The sequence below is a fragment of the Bacillus sp. FSL K6-1218 genome (assembly GCF_038006445.1).
Lineage (GTDB): Bacteria > Bacillota > Bacilli > Bacillales > Bacillaceae_G > Bacillus_A > Bacillus_A thuringiensis_S.
The window spans coordinates 52934-71171 of sequence record NZ_JBBOVE010000002.1; the positions used below are offsets into that span (position 1 = coordinate 52934).

Genomic DNA, 18238 nt, shown 5'->3' on the forward strand with positions numbered 1-18238 from the left:
ACAATCTAAACTTAGACTCTTTTGGCCTTTACTCTTCAATTGTCTTAAATTCATATGAGGTAGCGCAGTAAGTAAATTTTTAATAAAAAACGTTTGTATTAAAAAATGCAAAAATACATACTCCTCCAAAACTATATGCACTTAAATATTCATATAGTAAAATAATCAGTACAAACGTGTCCTATATAGCATATTTCCTTAACGGGCTTGATATTATATTCATCATAAAATTGGTGTGACCTTAATATCTCACTTAGCTCTTTAATATTTTGATATTAACTATATAGAGTTAATATATGCCTACTTTATCGCTACACCTACATATAAGCCAAGAATTCAATTACAGAACGGTTTTCATCAATGGTAGACGAAAACATGTCAAACAAAAAGAGACTCAATTATTTATTACTTTTCGTATAGATGTAATAAAAGATTATAGGAGAAATATATATGCTCAAAAAAATAAATAGATTTATGTTTACTTTGCCTACCATTTCTTTTATTTTTCTTATTTTATTAGGATCATTTTTATTTGTAATACCATTAGGTCTATTCTTACCTGAAATACAAAAAAACCCAATAACAGAAGCACCTCTTATTCTTCAAGTTTTATTGGGGATATTAGCAGCACCTATATATGAAACAGTAGTTTTTCAAGTATTTTTATTTTGGCTATTAAGTTGGATTCCTTACATTAAAAATCGCGATTACCTTATCATTTTAATAGCTTCAATTATATTTGGATTAAATCATCGATATGGAATCACTTATATAGTTGGTACAACGATAATTGGTCTTTTATATAACTATGCTTATTGGGTATATAAAAAAAGAATGAAAAATATCAGGTTACAATGCCTGCTTTTGGGGTTGTTTTTTTGATTCACTTATTACATAATTCTATTGCTTTTATATTATCAAATTTATAAATGTTTTAAAGGTAATATAGATTAATGAATTATGTTTGTACTTGTTAAAGTTAAGAGACACGAAATAAAAATTAAAGAGAGGCTAATTCACTAATACTTCTAAATAGTCTTGTTTCAGTTTGTTTATTTAAAGAATAAAAAGAGAGGGCTCTGTCAGGTAGACAGTATTTTCAAAGCGCAGCTAAGCCACCTGAGTCTATATTTGTATGGACTCAGGTTATTTAATTTCTCTTGAAATCTTTGATGATTATAAAATTGTAAATATTTGCGGACTTAAGATAGATGAAGAAATCTTTTTTATGTACACTATCCTAAAATTTTTACTTTCGCGACATACTATCCTTCATTTTTCTAACATCCCATTCTCTTTTTCCAATCGTTTATTCTTAGTACCTAATCCATTAGGTTTCATTCTACCTAAATATAACCCTTTTGTTTTCCCATGTTCTTCTAGTTCTTTAATACCTAAAGTTTCGGATCATTTCATCCGACGACTTACAATAGGATAATAAATGTCTATTTCTTTCTTAACAGTTTTATATCTTCTTTTAAGTATAAACCCACTTCCTTTTCCTTTCATTTTGTATAGCAAGTAATTCTAATTTACCCCATAGAAAAATCCCCTCCATAATAAATAGGTTAATGTGTTTTCTTTTTCCTATCTACTATGAGGGGAGAATAGCATACTAAAGATAGCTTCTTTTTTGTAAAAGATCTAAGATTCTAGTGCCGTAATTAATTGCTGACGTTCTTTATCTCTAAAAATTTTAATTTCATGTTTAAATTCATAATTTCCTTCTTCAAATCTAACCCATTCCTTACTTGTCCAATATACAACATCTACATTTGCATCTAAAATTACAGAACATATGTCTACTAATTCTTCTTCGTAAAATGGTGCTTCTTTTGCTAGTTCAAAAGCTAGTACTTTTGGATCCTTACTTTTAATTTGAAGTTCCCTTGAAGTTTGCCCTAAATACTGCCATGGAGAATATAGGGATTGCACATGAACATTTCGAGTTTCTTTAAACTGTGATGGAGAATGTATTATAGCAGCAAATGTAGGTTTGCTCACTCCTATTGTTGCACCTAAAGCAATAGAACTAATAATAAGTTTTTTAATCATTTTTTCAGCCCCTTTAATTATTTTGGATATGCTTCATTTTTATACTACATTCATGTTCGTGTAAATGAAGATGATTTGACATGAGTCATCATTTTTTTCAAAAACTGTATATTAATTAACCGCTATAAATTTACCCAAAACAAAAAAGTTTCCTTATGGAAACTTTTTTGTTTTGGGTATACATTATATGTATAAAAATTAGTTTTGAAAATATTTACTTATTTGTTGATAAAATTGTATATGGATATTTTCCCTACTATTTATCTACACAAATCTCATGCAAAGCCTCACTACAACATAAACAAATTCATCTTATGACCGCGTTTCTTCTTACGAAATTAAGTGATTGTTTCAATAGCTGGTTTGGGAATCATAGAATTACTTTCTTTCTCAGCCCTAATATCCTGTTCTTTTACCTAAAATTCCAATATCCCCATTACTTCTTTTGTAAATAGTTTAAAATCAGTTAAATGTTTTTCAATAATTTGACGAACAATATCTAAATTCACACTTTGATAATCATGAACAGCAATATTACGAAATCCAACCATTGCCTTTAACTTATTTGCTAAATCAGCGCTAAGTAATCCTGCTGTAACCAATAAATCAAAGGCCTCTCGACTAGATTGGGGTAGTCCTAATTTTTTCCCCGCAACAATATGCATTGCTAAATCAATACTCGCTTCACAAGCTCTTTGTATGTTCAATATTATTGAATCTTGTTTTGTAAAATCCTCTAAATTTTCAGGGTCATTTCCATACACATCTTGGATTCTTTTTATACAACGCTCTACTGTAGAAATTTTATTTAAAATAACCTCATTCTTCATATATAGAACCTCTTTTCTTTATATCATCAAATACTATCTGTCGTTCTTCATTCAATTTTGAATACATTTTTAAGGTTTTCATTTCAAAAATGACCTTACGTCTTTCATCCGAACAAAATATTGTCTTTCCTGTATGTATAATCTGAGCTTGAAAAACTGTAGAAGCTTCGGATAAATCAACTAAATCAACATCTTTATGAACAATGTTAGCTAACTCCTGTGCTAATAAAAAACGTTCATAGTTCCCTAAAGTTGTGTCACTTAAATAAGCTATATCAATATCACTATCTTCTCGTTCTCTGTTCTCAGCCGTTGATCCAAACACAATTATCCAATAGGGATTCACCGTCTCTTGTAATTTTTCTATAATAGCTGTTATCATGCTTTGAAAAATCATCTAATTAATCCCCCTTATTATACTTGAATTTTATTATATCATAACCATTATATAACCTTTTCAGCTACGTTTTATAATACATTAAGAAAATTAAAACACCCTCTTCATTATTAACACTTGATCACCTTTCAAACAATTAAAATGACCTGCTACCACCTCTTGCCCGAGGCCAATTCATTGCCACCTAATTCATAAAGGATTATAGTTTCGGACCATGTTGGAATACAGAGCAGAGCAAAATGATACGGCAAACAAGTTAGTGTCGTATCTACATTTGCTTTAAACTAATTATGTTATTGTAGTCGATATCAAAACAAAGACATTAAAAATCTAAACCACCTTAAATGAGACTTTCCTTCCAGTCTTACACATCATGATGAGGATATTAACACAAGTGTCAAACTAAAGAATGAAATAATAAAAAAGAAAGAACTTATCTTTAAACACTCTTTAACATACGCCCTTTCTTCTATCTAATTATTAGAACGCATTAATTACCACTGATTAGCATTGAATATGAATCGTACAAAATCATTCTTCTTTTCTTAATTGTATAATTCTATACAATATCACTACATTCATCATCTTCTATTAGCTTATTATTGCCAGGTAAAGAAAACTCTATAGTAGCTCCTTCTCTTTTGTTATTATACGCAGAGATTTCTCCTCCATGTTTTTCAATAATTAGCTTACAAATATAAAGCCCTAGCCCAGAACTATTTTTATATATTAAATCTCCATTTCCCTTATAATATTTATTAAAAACTAAATCGACTTCTTCATTAAATCCCTTCCCATTATCTGACACTCGAAATATTAAATTACTATTCTCTAAGTATATTTCAAGAATAATTTCTCCATTATCCTCTGTATGCTTTAAAGAGTTAGTTATAATATTTTGGAGTACCTCATTTATTCTAAAAGAATCAAAATCAAATTTTTCCTCAGGTGATAATGAAGATATTATACGAAAATTAACATTCTTTTTTGCACATATATATATATAATCCCCTTCAAGCTCTAAAATATAGTCATTTAAATCCACCTTTTGTATATTTAATGTGAAATTCGGTCTTTCTAAGTCCCAGATTTCATTTAGTTCATTAATCATTTTTTTTATTTTTTCAGAATTACTAAGCATAATATTAATATATGTTTTTCTATTTTCCTCTGAAATATGATTATACGATCCTGCGAGTAATTCTAAATGTCCATTAATTATAGTAATTGGTGTCTTAATATCATGAGTAAGTGACAAAATCATATCTTTTCTTTGCTCTTCCATCATCCATTGCGTTTTTAGCGATTTTTGCAGTGCTATCCTCATATCTTCAAATGATTTTAGAACTTGCCCTAATTCATTAGTATAAGACGTGTCTATTATAAAATCTAAACGTCCATCCTTTATATGATTACTTAGTTTAATCATTTCTTTTAAAGGACGTATAATATCCTTTGAAAATAATACAGAAAAGATTAATATAATAATAAAGGGACAAATCACAAATATAGGAAAAAGAATAAAAAAGAAAAAGAATACATTATATTTAATTTTTTTTAAAAGAGTATTTATGATACTGGATTCTACAAAAATATTACTTTTATACCTTAAAACTATTCCACCTTGAAATTTGCCTTCGCTAAAAAAAGGTTTAAAAGAAATTCCATATGTAGCATTATTATATTCTTTGCCATAATACTCCTTTGAACTAATTGTAAGATCTTCAGGTAACTTTTTTATTTTTGCTGAAGTATATAATACCTTCTTATTATTAGATACAATCCAATATTCAAAATCATCTTTAGGAATTTGTTTATTTAATTCATCTTGAAAGTTTACATTTAAAATTTTATCACTATTAATTACTGCATAATTCTTAATAGCATTTGCAACTTTCTTATTTTCAAATGCAAATAAAGCTATACCTAAAAATAGCAATGATATGATAACTGATACTATGAAACATAAAAGAAAGTACAGTACAAACTGTGTTTTTATTTTTAGGTGCATATTTAAACGTTTTAGCATTCCCATTTATATCCCAATCCCCATATTGTTTTTATACACTCGTTCTTAAATCCACAATCATGAAGTTTTAAACGTATTCTTCTTACATGCTCAGTAACAGTAGTTATATTACTGTCACTTATATTTCCCCACACACTTTCAAAAATTTGTTCTTTAGAGAATACTTGCCCAGGGTGTGTACATAATAACTCAATAATTTCATATTCTTTTCTTGTCAACTCTACCAATTGTGTATTTATTTGAATACTTTTAGATAATATATTAACTCTAAGGTCACCGAAGATTAACTCATTAGATTTTTTTAAAGACGAATCCCTTTTATCTTTTCTTATATGTACGCTCATTCTCAGGATAAGTTCTTTTAATGAAAATGGTTTTACAATATAATCATCTCCCCCAACTAAAAACCCTTTGATTCTTTCCTGCTCAAGCCCCCTAGCAGTTAAAAATAAAATCGGACAATTAACTCTACTTCTAACTTTTTTACATATATCAAATCCACTCGTATCAGGCAACATTACATCCAATAGGATAATATCAAAATCTGAATTAATTTTTTGTAAAGCTTGATCCCCTGATACAGCATAATCTACAGTATATCCTTCAACTTCAAGTGCTGGTTTTACAAATGAGATTATTTCTATATTGTCATCGACTATAAGCACTCGTCTATCCATTTCTTACATCACCCTTTTTTAATATCTTTATATAAACTCTTTATAAATCCTACTTACCTTCACTCTGACCTAAAATCCAATAATCGTAATATAAATAAATATTGTTACATAAGTATTAATTATTTTACTATTCTTAACATAATAGCTACATAGATTTTACAATAAATACCTCTTTTGAGCAAAATCACATTAAATTATTCATTCATACTATTCATTTTTAAAACTAAAAATAAGAAAAATAAACAAAGTTGATAAAGAGTTGTTTTTTATTTGTTTAGATATAAGTGTAAGAACAATTACCCCTATTCAAGCCAAATGATATTTTTATAATTCTTAATTAGAAAGGAAATGAAAAATGAAAAAAATAGAAGTGAAGCACGTTAATAAAACCCTTAATAAAAGAAAGATAATTCATGATGCCACTTTTGATGTTTTAGAAGGAGATATATGCGGATTTATTGGACCAAATGGTGCTGGAAAAACCACTCTTATGAAAATAATAACGGGGTTAATAAAACCTGATGATGGCAATGTATATACTAAGGGTATTGACGTATTACAAAATAGAGAATTAGCCCTAAATGGAATCGGGGCAATTATTGAAATTCCTGTATTTTTCGATTATATGTCAGGACGAAAGAATCTCCAAAATCTTGCACGATTAAATCCCAATATGAACAGAAAAGAACAATTAGCAAAGGTTGAAGAGGTTTTAGAAATTGTTGATTTAAAAGATAGAGGCAATGATAAGGTAAAAGGTTACTCTTTGGGTATGAAACAAAGACTTGGCATTGCACAAGCATTACTTAATAATCCAACAATAGTGATATTAGATGAACCTGCAAATGGTCTTGATCCAATGGGAATGAGAGATTTAAGAGAATTAATTCTTAATCTTAGAAAGAAATTAGGAATTACATTTTTCATTTCCAGTCACCTTCTAGATGAACTTCAAAAAATATGCAATAAATATGTATTCATTAGAGAGGGCAAAATTAAATGGACAGGTGATAGTCATGTTCTAATGAGTTCAGTAGGTAATGAAAAGAAACTGGAAGATGTCTTTATGGAGTTAATGTCTTAAAAATCCAATAAACCTCACACATTCTAAAGAAAAATATATCTATCAGTAATAGGAGGATTCAATGTTTAAATCTCTACTTTTATATGAATCTGAAAAGTTTTGGTCTAAAAAAATTAATATAATATGTTTTATTGCTATACCTATTATCGTTTTACTATCTCTCAAATTTGCTATGCAAACGAATGCTACACTCAAACCATTAAGTGTAGCATTCAGTTCAAATTTAAATTTTCATTTAACAAGTTTACAGGAAATGCTCTTTACTGCTTTTAATGCAATTGCCATTACTTTTAGTGCTATAAGTTTTCATGAAGAATATAAAAAAGGTGCTCTACGAATCCCTTTTACTAGAGGTATCTCATTAAAACAATTATACTTAGCAAAATCTTTAATTTTTATGTTAAATATCTTTTTAATCCTAATTTTGCAACTCCTTGTTTCATTAATTATAGGTTGGTTATTCTTACCTAAGTTAACTAAAATTCCTTTATTTTTCATGAATGGTCTTTATGGAATTAAAGAGCTCGTACAATATTCTTTTAAATATTATTTATTAGGGTATATGAGTTTACTTGCTTTTGGTAGCATCGTTGAGTTTATTTCCTTGAAACTTAAAACAATTACAGGTGTTATCGGTTTAAGTCTAGGGTTTATATTTGCTAATATTTTATACATTATAGTAATAAGTCCTTTTATTAAAGGATATCCAGAAAATCATCCTGTTGTATTTACATACCAATCTCTATCACTAATATTAACTCAAGTCAAAGGGGCTGCATATTTTGCTGCTGGCGTTACAAATATATTTTTATATAGTCCAATTGTTATATTTATAGTTTTTAAAACTTTATCTTATATAACCTTTACACGTAACGATTATCTTGATTAAATCGCTAACAAATTAAAATGTGAGAGTATTAAATATATTTTTTAAACCTACAAACTCTACAGACACATATGTTACGCATTATTTTTATGACTTATTAAAAGTAAATAATGATTTTATTTAATGCTATATAGAGAGGGTGTATACTATGAAAAAATTAATTTCAGCCGAAATTCAAAGGATTTTTGCTAGAAAAAGTACAATAGTTTTATTTTTAATTTCTATTTTATATCCACTTATGTTCTTTTATTTAAGTCAACTTCGTTGGAATTTTGATAGTTATGTTGTAAATGGAATAAAACTTCCTTTGAATAATTTAAATTTTCCAGTTGGCCAAATTCTTACATACCATATTCTTTTAATAATTATTATTTTACCTTTATTCTATTCCGAATCATTAAGTTCAGAAGTTGATTCAGGTGCATATAAGATGATCTTACTACGACCTTTTAAAAAATGGAAAACACTCGTAAGTAAATGGATTTCATTAATAATTGTATATGCAGGCATGTTATTGTTAACATATCTAACAAACACTTTAATTGGATATGTCTTTATGCCTAAGGTAGAACAGGCAAATTATTATAATATAGAAGAACCTATGGGTTTATTTGCTTCCAGTATATATAATCTAAAATTTTATTTTATTATTTTTATAGTTCATATTGCATTACTTTCTGTAGTTTCATTTATAAGTGTTATCTTAAAAAAACCACTACTCACATTTATGGGAAGTATTGCATTTATAGTAGCCTCCATTTATTTATTCGATTCAATAAAAAACATTCTATTTCACACCCCAGATATTGCCTTTTCAATTTTAGGAGGAACATACAACTTTGATTATACCTTTGTTTTATTTATATTAATTATACCCTTATTTTTTGGAACATCATTATTCATTTGGCATAAAAGAATTGGCAGTATGGTATAAATAGTTTCAATTTGAACCAACTGATAACTTAATAATAATGGACTTTTATATTTACAAATAAAAAAGGAGTAGGATGAGTTTTCACTCTCAATCCTCTCCCTTTTATTTTGTCTTATAATAATAATTAATTAAGAATCAATGATTTATATTATTATAGATGTCTAGCTTTCCATTTCCAAAAATAAAGCATCTAGCGGAGTTTTATTAACTCCATATTTATATAATTCTCTAGTTGCCTCATTAGGAGAATTTTTCAATTTATATTTATCAATAATTAATGCCAACGCGCAGAAACTTCGGGAGTTGCAGTTGAAGTACCTGCCCCATAGTAATATCCTCCTTTGGGACGTGTACTAATAACTTGCTCTTTCCTAAACCATCCCTCTTTCATATATGCATCACTACCGAATTTGTTAAATAATCTTAAATCTCCACCTGGTAAGGTAAATATCTAAAGAAGTACTTTCCCTCTTATATAGTTAAAAGTACAACAGATAGGCTCTTATGCTATTACACATAAGAGCCTACCTCACTAGTATTATACTTAACTGGTTATATAAAATTCCTTTATATTAAATAGAAGTTATCCCTACAATTATTCTGGGAAAATGAAGTTAGAGTTCCCTTCACCATTAGCGGAATCCTCCCTTGGGAATGTAATAGTAGATCCTTCATTCCCTTTATTTATTTCTTGCTCCTCAGGAAATACAATGGAAGAATCATTGCCTAAGTTCGGTGAAAAACCTAGTTTAGATAAAATAGCTTTTAAGTCAGGTAAAACACCAATTTTATCAGAGATTGGATCGTTAGATTTCGTTCCAGTACTAGAATCACTTAAAATATCCCTAAGCTGTCTTGGTGTATATACTCTCCCCTGATTATTTTTTACAATTCCTTGAATTGATGCTGCAGCACCAGCAATAATAGGCGATGCACTAGATGTTCCAGCAAAACTAGATGTATATAGATTTGTTATAAATTCACTTGGTTTGGCATCTGTAGTATCTACTGCATTCCCCCATCCATACACATCCACTCTACTACCGTAATTAGAGAAATATGAACGCTTATGAGGAACCCTTGCAGAAGCTGCACCAACCATAATTGCCCCTGAATCTTTAAAATCAGGACTATTACGATTTAAAACTTGTTTACCATTACGGTCTCTAAATTGATCCAAGTCGTTTCCACCATTTGCACCTGCTTCAATAATAATAATGCCCTTATTTGTTCCCATACGAATTGCATCAAATATGTCTGGTTTTACTTCCACTGGAAAATAGTTCTTATCTCCATATCCATCGTAAGTTGCTTGTGCCTCTAGTAAAAGAATATCTCCAGCTTGCATATTGTTAACCGCACTTAAAATAGCATCAGCTGTATTATAATTTCCGTTATCCCTAATTTGGGATACAACCTTTACCTTAGCCTTTGGTGCAATCCCAATTCCACCTATGTTATTATCCTCTGCAGAAACAATTCCCAATACTGAGGTACCATGATCATGGTGTTCACTCTTATTCTGTCCGGACATCAATTCAATCTTTTGATTCACTAAATCTTCATGACTTAATAACCAACCATACTCCATATCTACGAAAGTAGTTCCTTTTCCGTTCCCACCATTTATACTCCAAGCATAAGGTGCATTAATTCCTAATGGTGCTGGTTCAAGGTAACCTTGTCTTGTAAGTCTAGGCTCATCATATGGATTAACAGATAAATTTGGTAAACGCTCTTCAGGTGGCGTTTCTTCTTCCTGTAGATATGCCGTTTCAATAAGAGATGATTTCTCAAACTTTGTAAGTAAGGCTTGTACATCAATATCACCTTGGTTTTCTACAATATAATAGTTTAGCAAATTAGAAGAAATATGATCGGAATCTTTTATTTCTTTACCAAGATTTTTAATTTCTTTAGGATTTAAAGAATTAAAAAGTCGATTTATAGTTACATTTGGGTATTCGTTTAAAATTCCAATTAATTCAGGATCTTGTTTTTCTTCTTTAATGAATTTTTCTATTCCATCCTGATATGGCAAATTTGCCTCATTTTTAAATTTCAAAATTAATTGTTTCGTAACTTGCTTATGTACAGTAGAATTCAATTGCTTATTTGAATAATTGTAACTAGCTGCATAGGCAACTTCTGATTTATCACTTGGAAGTAGTCCACCCACCCCATTAAATGCTGTTAACGCAATTGAAGAAACTATAATTCCCTTAAAAATTTTCAAAATGTGCACCTCTTTTAATTTGTATATGATTATAAAATGTTTTATATGGCCTTAATTCTTTTTTATATTAGCTTCTTATATTTCCAACTCCGTTCATTTGTTAATATTTGCTTATACATCATTAATACAACTACTTCATAACATCAAACCTATTAATTTAGCTGCATTGTTGTAACCATTATAGTTACACTTATAACAAATAGTCAATCTAATTTTTTATGCAATTTCGCATTTTAAATAGTACATACTTCTATCAACTTACTCCTAATTATTTCAAGATAAGTTAAACTTCTATCATTTTAAGTAATTGCATATATGTAATATAAAGCATGTAAAGGAGGTCAAAACGTGGTAATCTCAAGACAAGATTCCTGGACTAACGATAACGATTTACTTCTCGCATCAACAGTACTCCAGAATATTCGTAACGGTGGAACACAGTTAGCTGCATTCAAAGAAGTAGCAAAACTACTAAATAGGACACCTGCCGCTTGTGGATTTCGTTGGAATTCATACGTAAGAAAACAATACCAAGAGGAAATAAAACAAGCAAAACAAAATCGAAAAATGGGAAACAATATTTCTCCCTCTCAACAAAAAAAAGAAACCAACTCTTTATCTATGACATTAGATGATATTATTCTCTTTCTACAAAATTATAAAAAAACAAATGAATTTACAAACTTACAAGGTCAAATAAAAAATTTAGAGGTAGAAAATCAGTTCCTTCTACAACGTGTAACTATGTACGAAGAAGAGTATCGTATGTTACTTAATCATATTGATAGGTCAAGAAGCTTAGTTGTAATTGATTAAAAGAAGCAGTATATTACTTTTATATACTTAGGTCGCAACCTAAAAAATTACTATATACGAATTAATTTTAAATACTAATAAATAAAGTGCACGTTTACTATTAATAAACGTGCACTTTATTTAATTCTTAAAACATAAAATTTAATTTTCAACTCCTTAACAATATTAAAATTAAGATGTTTGTTTTATAGGTATTTCTTTACTTCTATTTTCAATAAGTCTATCTAGTAGTAAGTAAACAAATCCAGAAATAATACAACCACACCTAAGATTGTAAATAACATATGCCCTAAAAGCTGATCCAGTAATACACCACCTAGAAGTGGTCCAAATGCATTACCTGTAATCCGTTGAAGATTAGCCGCTCCCATATAAGTCCCCCTCAAATGTTCTGGAGCTATATTAGCAACAAATGTCATTTGGACTGGTGACATAAATCATTTCCCCTACTGTATAAACTGTATAAGCTATTAATAATGAGCTTAGGATAACTAAATCATTTGCGTCTATTACTTGAAACCAATTAAGAGTCTCCCATGACCTCTTTCTATTCTTATAATCAGTTTCCTGAACCTCAAATACAATACCTATGTTTTTATCCAAAGTATTGTTCTTCAATTTTAATAAAGTTTCATGTAATAAACTCTCATCAATAGATTCATTAACCGGATTCTCCCCCCCAAAGCAACGTACCTCACTATAAGGAATCGTTAAATGCTTAAAAGAACTGAAATGAAAATGTTTAATATGATCCATTAAGCTTAAATACTTATGAAAATCCTTGTATTCAATTTCCTCTTGCCTTAATAATTTAGAAATACCTAGACGTGTAAGATAGGTTATAGACCAATGATATATATCCCATGTTATTCCAGCGTTAGATACCTCCAAATTAACCAAATCAGTAAAATCCCTTGGATATATAAATATAGGATCAAAAGCATCGCCCAAGTTTCCAAAAATGGGTAGGTTTTTGATTCTATATATATCAGTTCCTTTTATTTCTTCATCTAGCATGTTAAAGAACTCTATAATCCTTTTTTTATTATCAAGAAGATTATAGCTCTGAAATTCCACGACATTTATGAATTGATTAGCATGCACTGTTATACCTGATGCATTATACTTTATAGCAATATTAATAAATTCATCATTAAGGTAGTCTGCATTATCAGTAGGAAAATGCAACGTTAACAGGGATGGATCAAGGGTTAGAACAAAAGAAAGAACCTCTGAAAATCTTTTTGTATATGAGTTATCAAATAAAGATGTCCCATCAAAAATATTTGCTTCTAATCCATAGCCTTTTTTAACCTATTTTAAGTCAATCTGTTTACTATCTAAACCAAAGAACGGGACCTGTAATATCTTAAATGAACTCCTTCTTATAAGACAATATCAACAACAATATTAATATTTTGTAATAGACAGAGTGATGAAAAATCCTTTTGGGTTTCCAACACTCTGTCATCTTTTTGAATTTTATAGAATGAATATAATAAAATATGATAAAAACTATAAATTTCCCACTTTAAATTCACTTAATCCGTATAATAGGTTGGTATGTTATTTTATTTCTGTTATTTTATTTCTGTTTTTTTATTTCTTCTTGCCATGTAGCACCAACACCACCTGATGGTGTATTCCAACGGTCTTCCTGTCGTTTAATACGTTCCATGTCTGCATCACTCGGCTTAAATTCTTCTACTTCCTTACGTTGCTGTTCCTTATTACGAGGTTGTTCAACTTCTTTATTATTAAATTTATGGTTTGTAGTAGCTTCTTCAGGCTTATTATCTGCCTTTACACCTGCTGTACTAGATTCGGGCTTATCATTCGTTTCAATATTCTTGCCTTCGTTTATTTGAGGCTTGTGATTATTTGGCTTATTCTCACTAGATTGCACGCCTACGTTTTTCTCTTCAGCCCAACGATTATTTTTTTCATCCCATCCAACAGGAATAACTGAATACATTTCCTTATCTTGACCAACGTAATCCGCACCAAGTAACTTACCATCCTTAAATTGAACTTGTATTACCGCTTGTGGCGCCTCATAAGTATATTCAATTAATTCCATATCATACTTCTTCGTTTTAAATGCACTTGTCGCATTACGGTGTAATGCCTTAGCTACTTCTTCATATGGCATACCATGTTCAAGTGCTTCAAAATAATCGACAGGCATTGTAGAACTACTATCTTCTGATGGAAACTGATACTTTACAATGTCAACTTTTTCCTCATTCTTTTCCGTTTTAACCTCTTTGTTTTCGTTATCCTTTGGCACATTGTCATCCAACTTTTCCTTGTCCTTTAATTCATCACGCTTTGTATCATCTACCTTCTTATCGGCTTGCTCATCCTTCTTCACTATCTGTTCATTCTTAGATGTTTCTTTCTTGGTAGAGACGTTCTCCTGACCACATCCCACTAATAAACTTGGTAACAATAATCCTGCTACTAGATATTTTTTCATGTCCATTCCCCCTGTTCACTCCATATTTATACAAATACAATAGTGTATTTACCTTATATTACCTAGGCACCTTCGTAATATTATAACAATATATTAAAATATACAATGGGTTAATTCTCTACTTTGCTGTCTATTACGAGATATCTTACGAGTTTAATTCTGTCAGTCACGCTACGGCTTTCTCACACTTCTTTATCACAATTTCTTCTTCTCACCCAGGATACAACCTCTAGTGAAAACAAATGAACAAAATTTCGTTAATCTGATATGTATAGGTACTTATACATATCGATCATTAATACATTAGCAGTATTGACCAGTCAAACATTCTAATTAACCCCAATATTCATCCTAGCATGCGTTTCTCATTGTAAATAAAAAAACGGCGGATTCTCCATGTAAGAGAATCCGCCATCACAAGTAACTAATCATTTCATATTTATTTTTTCTTTTACTTTCGTTGGAAGCTCGTCTGTCCTCATATCCTACCAAGCTGTTGCACCTTTTTTTCTGTGTAATATACACGTAGGAATGCTTCTGTACGAAGATTCAAGTTTTACCGCATGTATCATCTCACTGTTTACAAAATACAGTCCGAACCTAAATGCTTCCAATTGAACAACTTTTTTGTTTGCATACCATTTACAAGCCTTTGTAGAGGAATAGTATCGGTATGTCCAAGTTTGATAATTTTTTTGCACCAGAACCTACAACTGTATTGTGCTCAACCGTTCTCATCACTACCATATCTTTATCAGTGAACCTCTTCTTCGTTAGTTCTTAAATTATACTTTTTTCATAATATATGCGGAGGAAATATAACCTACTAGTTTTTGATCTGCAGTTTTAACTGGATACCATACAAACTGATTGCTACTATCTACAGATTCATCATATGCAAAGTTTCCTTGAATAATCAAATTCGTATTTTTACTTAACGGTTTCCCACTTGAAGCGGAAGTAGGTTTAGATCTTAAATTTACTCCATCTCTTGTTACAAGTACTTGATCACCTGTTTTTAGATGATAGATAGAAGAATGTAGATTTGTTAGTATGTACTCCTTCTTTTTAAATATAATATTTGTGCTCGTGTTAGGATCATATTCAAAATCAGCTGTACTGAAAGGAAACTGCCCCAATTTTGTATCATTTAAAAAACTGTATTGTTCTAGAATAGAAAACACTTTTTCTTGGTAAGCATTTAAATTTTTTTGACCGGTAGCTTTATACAAAGGACTGTTTGCAGGTTTTGTTCCATTATAAGCCATAACAGAGAAGTACCAGTTTTCGATTATTTCTGGTCCAGCAACGTTTACCTTAGGTAGGTCTGTTCGCTGATACATGCTACGAAGAACTTTAACACCTGCTTCAATATCATAATTAATATCATATTTTAACTTTTGTTGATCGAACTGAGGTTGATTGGTAATTTGCATAATCCCAATTCCACCATCTTGTGCTATGATTGGCTGGCCGTTTCCATCAAATTGTTTCCATCCACTTTCTTGTGTAGCTACAGCTTTTACAACTTCAGGAGGAACATTTTCTTTTAATGCTGCGTTCGTTAGTAGGCAATTTATGTGCTGACGAGAGGGATTTTGGTTCGGCTTAATTTCACCATATGGCTCACACGTAGATGCAGCAGAGACATCTTCATAGGACCAACAGAATATCATGAAGCAAGCCAATATCCCTATTCTTAATAATTGTACTTTCATTCTAGTATTCTCCAATCTATTTAATAATTTATAGTTATACACATTTTACCATAATATTTTTCTAATATTCTATATTTTAAGAACCCATAGGGTCAATCACGAGAGTTGTAATGGGACACCATGGTCTTGCACGTCAGCCATAGCAGAAATGGACTTCGCCTTTGGTAACAAGAATCCTACTAACGTTAGTCAACTTGCCCCTTTAGAGATAGAAGCTTCAATTTAAAAAATGCGTTCTGAGACACTACTCTTCTTCCAAAATAGCGTAATAATATTCATCCCACCATTCATTCCCATGTGGTATACACTTCCTGAAATAGCCTTCTCTTCTCATTCCAATCTTCTCCATCACCCGATATGATGGGATATTTTGTGGCTGACATGTAGCTATTATCCTATGTAATTTCATTTCCTTAAAGCCATATTTTACTGTAGCTTGTGCTGCTTCAGAAGCATATCCTTTATTGAAATATTTTGGATTGAACACCCAACCAATCTCATAAGTATGCTCACCAAAGTATTTATGAAAAACTATATGACCAATCAGAATATCTTTATCAATTAATACTACAGGAAAGTTCTTAGCGTTTTCACCAATATTTTCATTCACAAAGTTTCTTGCACCTTCTTCAGTAAAAACCCCTTCAGGTATGTATTTCATAACATTGATATCTGATGTATACTCATGAACAGCTTGCCAATCTTTGAACTCAAATTTTCGTATTAATAATCTTTCTGTTTCTATAAACATTTACTTTTCCCCCTCAAAGAATTGCAACTATATTTTAAATCCACATTTAACCCTTAAAACAAAAAGAACTTGTAGGACTCTCTACAAGTTCTTTTTAGTTTAAGGTGAATATACGGACCAAACAAACTATCTTACAGATTGACTGTAGAAACTTTAGGGGTAATGCTTTGACAAATATATTATATAACAAATATTAACATCCACGGGATTTATTTTTGAAAATTATGTGAATTAAGAAAGGAAGTAGTTTTTTTCTTAAATATTATTGTTAATAACTGATGGTATCATTATATTTCATTCTGCAACTTATTTAGAAGAGCTATGTACATTTCGAAGAAGTTCTTCAATAAGTTTTGTTTTTTCATTTACCTTTGTGGCATATGTGAAATCACCATAACAATATGGATACCTAAAATTATTTTTATTTCCACCACAAGTATACATCGCTGGATTTTGATCAACTTTCATCTTAGAAAACTTTTTGGCTGAATCCTCCGAGTGTTGTTTAACTTCTTGACTAGCAATAAAATCAATATACCCTGGCCCCATATTATAGCTTTGAATAATTGTATCCATGCTAACATCTTTGTCCGTTCCATATTTGTACATTTTAGCAAAGTGCTTTACCCCTTGTTCAATGCTCAAGCTTGTCTCTTGAATTTCATTTGGCTTTAATCCAAATGATTCGGATGACTGCATAGGATCGTTTCCCTCACCTCTACTCTCTTGATACATAATTCCTAATAAAACTGCTGTTTTCTCTCCTAAATTATATTTTTCTAATTCTTTTTTCAAGGTAGACTCATATTGCAATACACGTTTTTCGGTGGCTAGCGCTTTATTTTGTTGAATATTAGTTTTATGATTAAAATATAGCATGCCAAGTATTGTTCCTAAACCTAAAATACTAATAAGGAACACTTTTATAATTTGATTTTTACTTATATCCTTCATATATTCCTCCTCGTATAAGAAATTCAATTTTCCAAAGATAATTGGTTATTTACAAACTATGTAATGAACATCTATCTCCCGCACTTTTTTAGACTCAAACATCAATACTTTAAGGTTTTAAGTTTAATATAAAAAATTAAAGATAAGGTAAAGATAAGATAAAGATAAGATAAAGGGCATTTTTTAGCGTACTTTAAAAGATATTGGTACAAAGTAATAGGTGGGACAACTTGTTGATATGAATGGATTTAGTGATAATTGAGAGGTTATCGTACAAGTTATTAATTTTGGATATATCATTCCAGAAGATTTACCCTATCTTTTCAATATGTTTTATATAAAAAGCTACAACATAAAATATAATAAAAAAAGGCGAACCCTCCACGTAGGAG

The 18238-nt window shown here is 30.1% G+C and carries 14 protein-coding genes and 5 pseudogenes; 6 read left to right on the forward strand and 13 right to left on the reverse strand.

Annotation, left to right across the window (positions count from 1 at the left end; all coding sequences use genetic code 11):
• Positions 1 to 450: 450 nt before the first annotated feature.
• A pseudogene (locus MHI26_RS28515) lies at positions 451 to 929 on the forward strand (CPBP family glutamic-type intramembrane protease).
• A gap of 153 nt (positions 930 to 1082) precedes the next feature.
• Here MHI26_RS28515 and MHI26_RS31655 read toward each other — a convergent pair.
• From MHI26_RS31655 to MHI26_RS28545, 6 genes and pseudogenes are all read right to left on the reverse strand, one after another.
• A pseudogene (locus MHI26_RS31655) lies at positions 1083 to 1187 on the reverse strand (hypothetical protein); the annotation flags it as partial.
• Between the two features lie 457 nt (positions 1188 to 1644).
• Positions 1645 to 2055 (reverse strand): hypothetical protein, encoded by a 411-nt coding sequence (locus MHI26_RS28520; protein ID WP_061667310.1) that lies wholly within the window; start codon positions 2053 to 2055, stop codon positions 1645 to 1647.
• Positions 2056 to 2471: 416 nt separating this feature from the next.
• Positions 2472 to 2885, reverse strand: a complete 414-nt coding sequence (gene hepT / locus MHI26_RS28525) for a type VII toxin-antitoxin system HepT family RNase toxin (RefSeq protein WP_046956013.1) — start codon at positions 2883 to 2885, stop codon at positions 2472 to 2474.
• Entirely contained in the window at positions 2875 to 3282 is a 408-nt protein-coding gene (gene mntA / locus MHI26_RS28530; protein WP_046956012.1) for a type VII toxin-antitoxin system MntA family adenylyltransferase antitoxin, read from the reverse strand. The genes hepT and mntA overlap by 11 nt, the downstream gene beginning before the upstream one ends.
• 559 nt (positions 3283 to 3841) lie before the next feature.
• Complete coding sequence (locus tag MHI26_RS28540) at positions 3842 to 5317, reverse strand: HAMP domain-containing sensor histidine kinase (RefSeq protein WP_061667312.1); 1476 nt, start codon at positions 5315 to 5317, stop codon at positions 3842 to 3844.
• Positions 5305 to 5988 carry a response regulator transcription factor gene (locus tag MHI26_RS28545; protein ID WP_061667314.1) on the reverse strand — a complete coding sequence of 228 codons (684 nt, stop codon included), beginning with the start codon at positions 5986 to 5988 and terminating at the stop codon, positions 5305 to 5307. Before MHI26_RS28545 ends, MHI26_RS28540 begins: the two co-directional genes overlap by 13 nt.
• A gap of 355 nt (positions 5989 to 6343) precedes the next feature.
• Here MHI26_RS28545 and MHI26_RS28550 point away from each other — a divergent pair, with 355 nt between their 5' ends.
• From MHI26_RS28550 to MHI26_RS28560, 3 genes are all read left to right on the forward strand, one after another.
• Positions 6344 to 7072 carry an ABC transporter ATP-binding protein gene (locus tag MHI26_RS28550; protein ID WP_061667315.1) on the forward strand — a complete coding sequence of 243 codons (729 nt, stop codon included), beginning with the start codon at positions 6344 to 6346 and terminating at the stop codon, positions 7070 to 7072.
• A gap of 61 nt (positions 7073 to 7133) precedes the next feature.
• Complete coding sequence (locus MHI26_RS28555) at positions 7134 to 7961, forward strand: ABC transporter permease (protein WP_061667316.1); 828 nt, start codon at positions 7134 to 7136, stop codon at positions 7959 to 7961.
• Between the two features lie 145 nt (positions 7962 to 8106).
• Positions 8107 to 8892 carry a hypothetical protein gene (locus MHI26_RS28560; RefSeq protein WP_061667317.1) on the forward strand — a complete coding sequence of 262 codons (786 nt, stop codon included), beginning with the start codon at positions 8107 to 8109 and terminating at the stop codon, positions 8890 to 8892.
• A 595-nt stretch (positions 8893 to 9487) separates the two neighbouring features.
• On the opposite strand, the gene MHI26_RS28565 is transcribed toward MHI26_RS28560, so the two are convergent.
• Positions 9488 to 11128, reverse strand: coding sequence for a S8 family peptidase (locus tag MHI26_RS28565; RefSeq protein ID WP_061667318.1), 1641 nt, complete (start codon positions 11126 to 11128; stop codon positions 9488 to 9490).
• 348 nt (positions 11129 to 11476) lie between these two features.
• Between MHI26_RS28565 and MHI26_RS28570 the strand changes: the two genes are divergently transcribed.
• Positions 11477 to 11944, forward strand: coding sequence for an RsfA family transcriptional regulator (locus tag MHI26_RS28570; RefSeq protein ID WP_061667319.1), 468 nt, complete (start codon positions 11477 to 11479; stop codon positions 11942 to 11944).
• Positions 11945 to 12115: 171 nt separating this feature from the next.
• Here MHI26_RS28570 and MHI26_RS28575 read toward each other — a convergent pair.
• The 6 genes and pseudogenes from MHI26_RS28575 to MHI26_RS28600 all read right to left on the reverse strand — a co-directional run.
• Positions 12116 to 12409, reverse strand: a pseudogene (locus MHI26_RS28575) (MFS transporter); the annotation flags it as partial.
• 51 nt (positions 12410 to 12460) lie between these two features.
• A pseudogene (locus tag MHI26_RS28580) lies at positions 12461 to 13333 on the reverse strand (endonuclease); the annotation flags it as partial.
• Positions 13334 to 13529: 196 nt separating this feature from the next.
• A complete protein-coding gene (locus MHI26_RS28585; protein WP_061665889.1) occupies positions 13530 to 14423 on the reverse strand; it encodes a hypothetical protein in 894 nt (297 codons plus the stop codon).
• Between the two features lie 785 nt (positions 14424 to 15208).
• Complete coding sequence (locus tag MHI26_RS28590) at positions 15209 to 16141, reverse strand: transglycosylase SLT domain-containing protein (RefSeq protein WP_061665888.1); 933 nt, start codon at positions 16139 to 16141, stop codon at positions 15209 to 15211.
• Between the two features lie 244 nt (positions 16142 to 16385).
• Complete coding sequence (locus MHI26_RS28595) at positions 16386 to 16892, reverse strand: GNAT family N-acetyltransferase (protein WP_097889081.1); 507 nt, start codon at positions 16890 to 16892, stop codon at positions 16386 to 16388.
• Between the two features lie 306 nt (positions 16893 to 17198).
• Entirely contained in the window at positions 17199 to 17846 is a 648-nt protein-coding gene (locus MHI26_RS28600) for a lysozyme family protein (RefSeq protein WP_061668072.1), read from the reverse strand.
• A 223-nt stretch (positions 17847 to 18069) separates the two neighbouring features.
• Between MHI26_RS28600 and MHI26_RS28605 the strand changes: the two are divergent.
• Positions 18070 to 18183 (forward strand): annotated as a pseudogene (locus tag MHI26_RS28605) (vancomycin resistance histidine kinase VanS); the annotation flags it as partial.
• Positions 18184 to 18238 lie beyond the last annotated feature (55 nt).

Coding starts and splice junctions, on each gene's coding strand:
- MHI26_RS28520 (WP_061667310.1), bottom strand. CDS start 2,055: ATGATTAAAAAACTTATTATTAGTTCTATTGCTTTAGGTGCAACAATA.
- hepT (WP_046956013.1), bottom strand. CDS start 2,885: ATGAAGAATGAGGTTATTTTAAATAAAATTTCTACAGTAGAGCGTTGT.
- mntA (WP_046956012.1), bottom strand. CDS start 3,282: ATGATTTTTCAAAGCATGATAACAGCTATTATAGAAAAATTACAAGAG.
- MHI26_RS28540 (WP_061667312.1), bottom strand. CDS start 5,317: ATGGGAATGCTAAAACGTTTAAATATGCACCTAAAAATAAAAACACAG.
- MHI26_RS28545 (WP_061667314.1), bottom strand. CDS start 5,988: ATGGATAGACGAGTGCTTATAGTCGATGACAATATAGAAATAATCTCA.
- MHI26_RS28550 (WP_061667315.1), top strand. CDS start 6,344: ATGAAAAAAATAGAAGTGAAGCACGTTAATAAAACCCTTAATAAAAGA.
- MHI26_RS28555 (WP_061667316.1), top strand. CDS start 7,134: ATGTTTAAATCTCTACTTTTATATGAATCTGAAAAGTTTTGGTCTAAA.
- MHI26_RS28560 (WP_061667317.1), top strand. CDS start 8,107: ATGAAAAAATTAATTTCAGCCGAAATTCAAAGGATTTTTGCTAGAAAA.
- MHI26_RS28585 (WP_061665889.1), bottom strand. CDS start 14,423: ATGAAAAAATATCTAGTAGCAGGATTATTGTTACCAAGTTTATTAGTG.
- MHI26_RS28590 (WP_061665888.1), bottom strand. CDS start 16,141: ATGAAAGTACAATTATTAAGAATAGGGATATTGGCTTGCTTCATGATA.
- MHI26_RS28595 (WP_097889081.1), bottom strand. CDS start 16,892: ATGTTTATAGAAACAGAAAGATTATTAATACGAAAATTTGAGTTCAAA.
- MHI26_RS28600 (WP_061668072.1), bottom strand. CDS start 17,846: ATGAAGGATATAAGTAAAAATCAAATTATAAAAGTGTTCCTTATTAGT.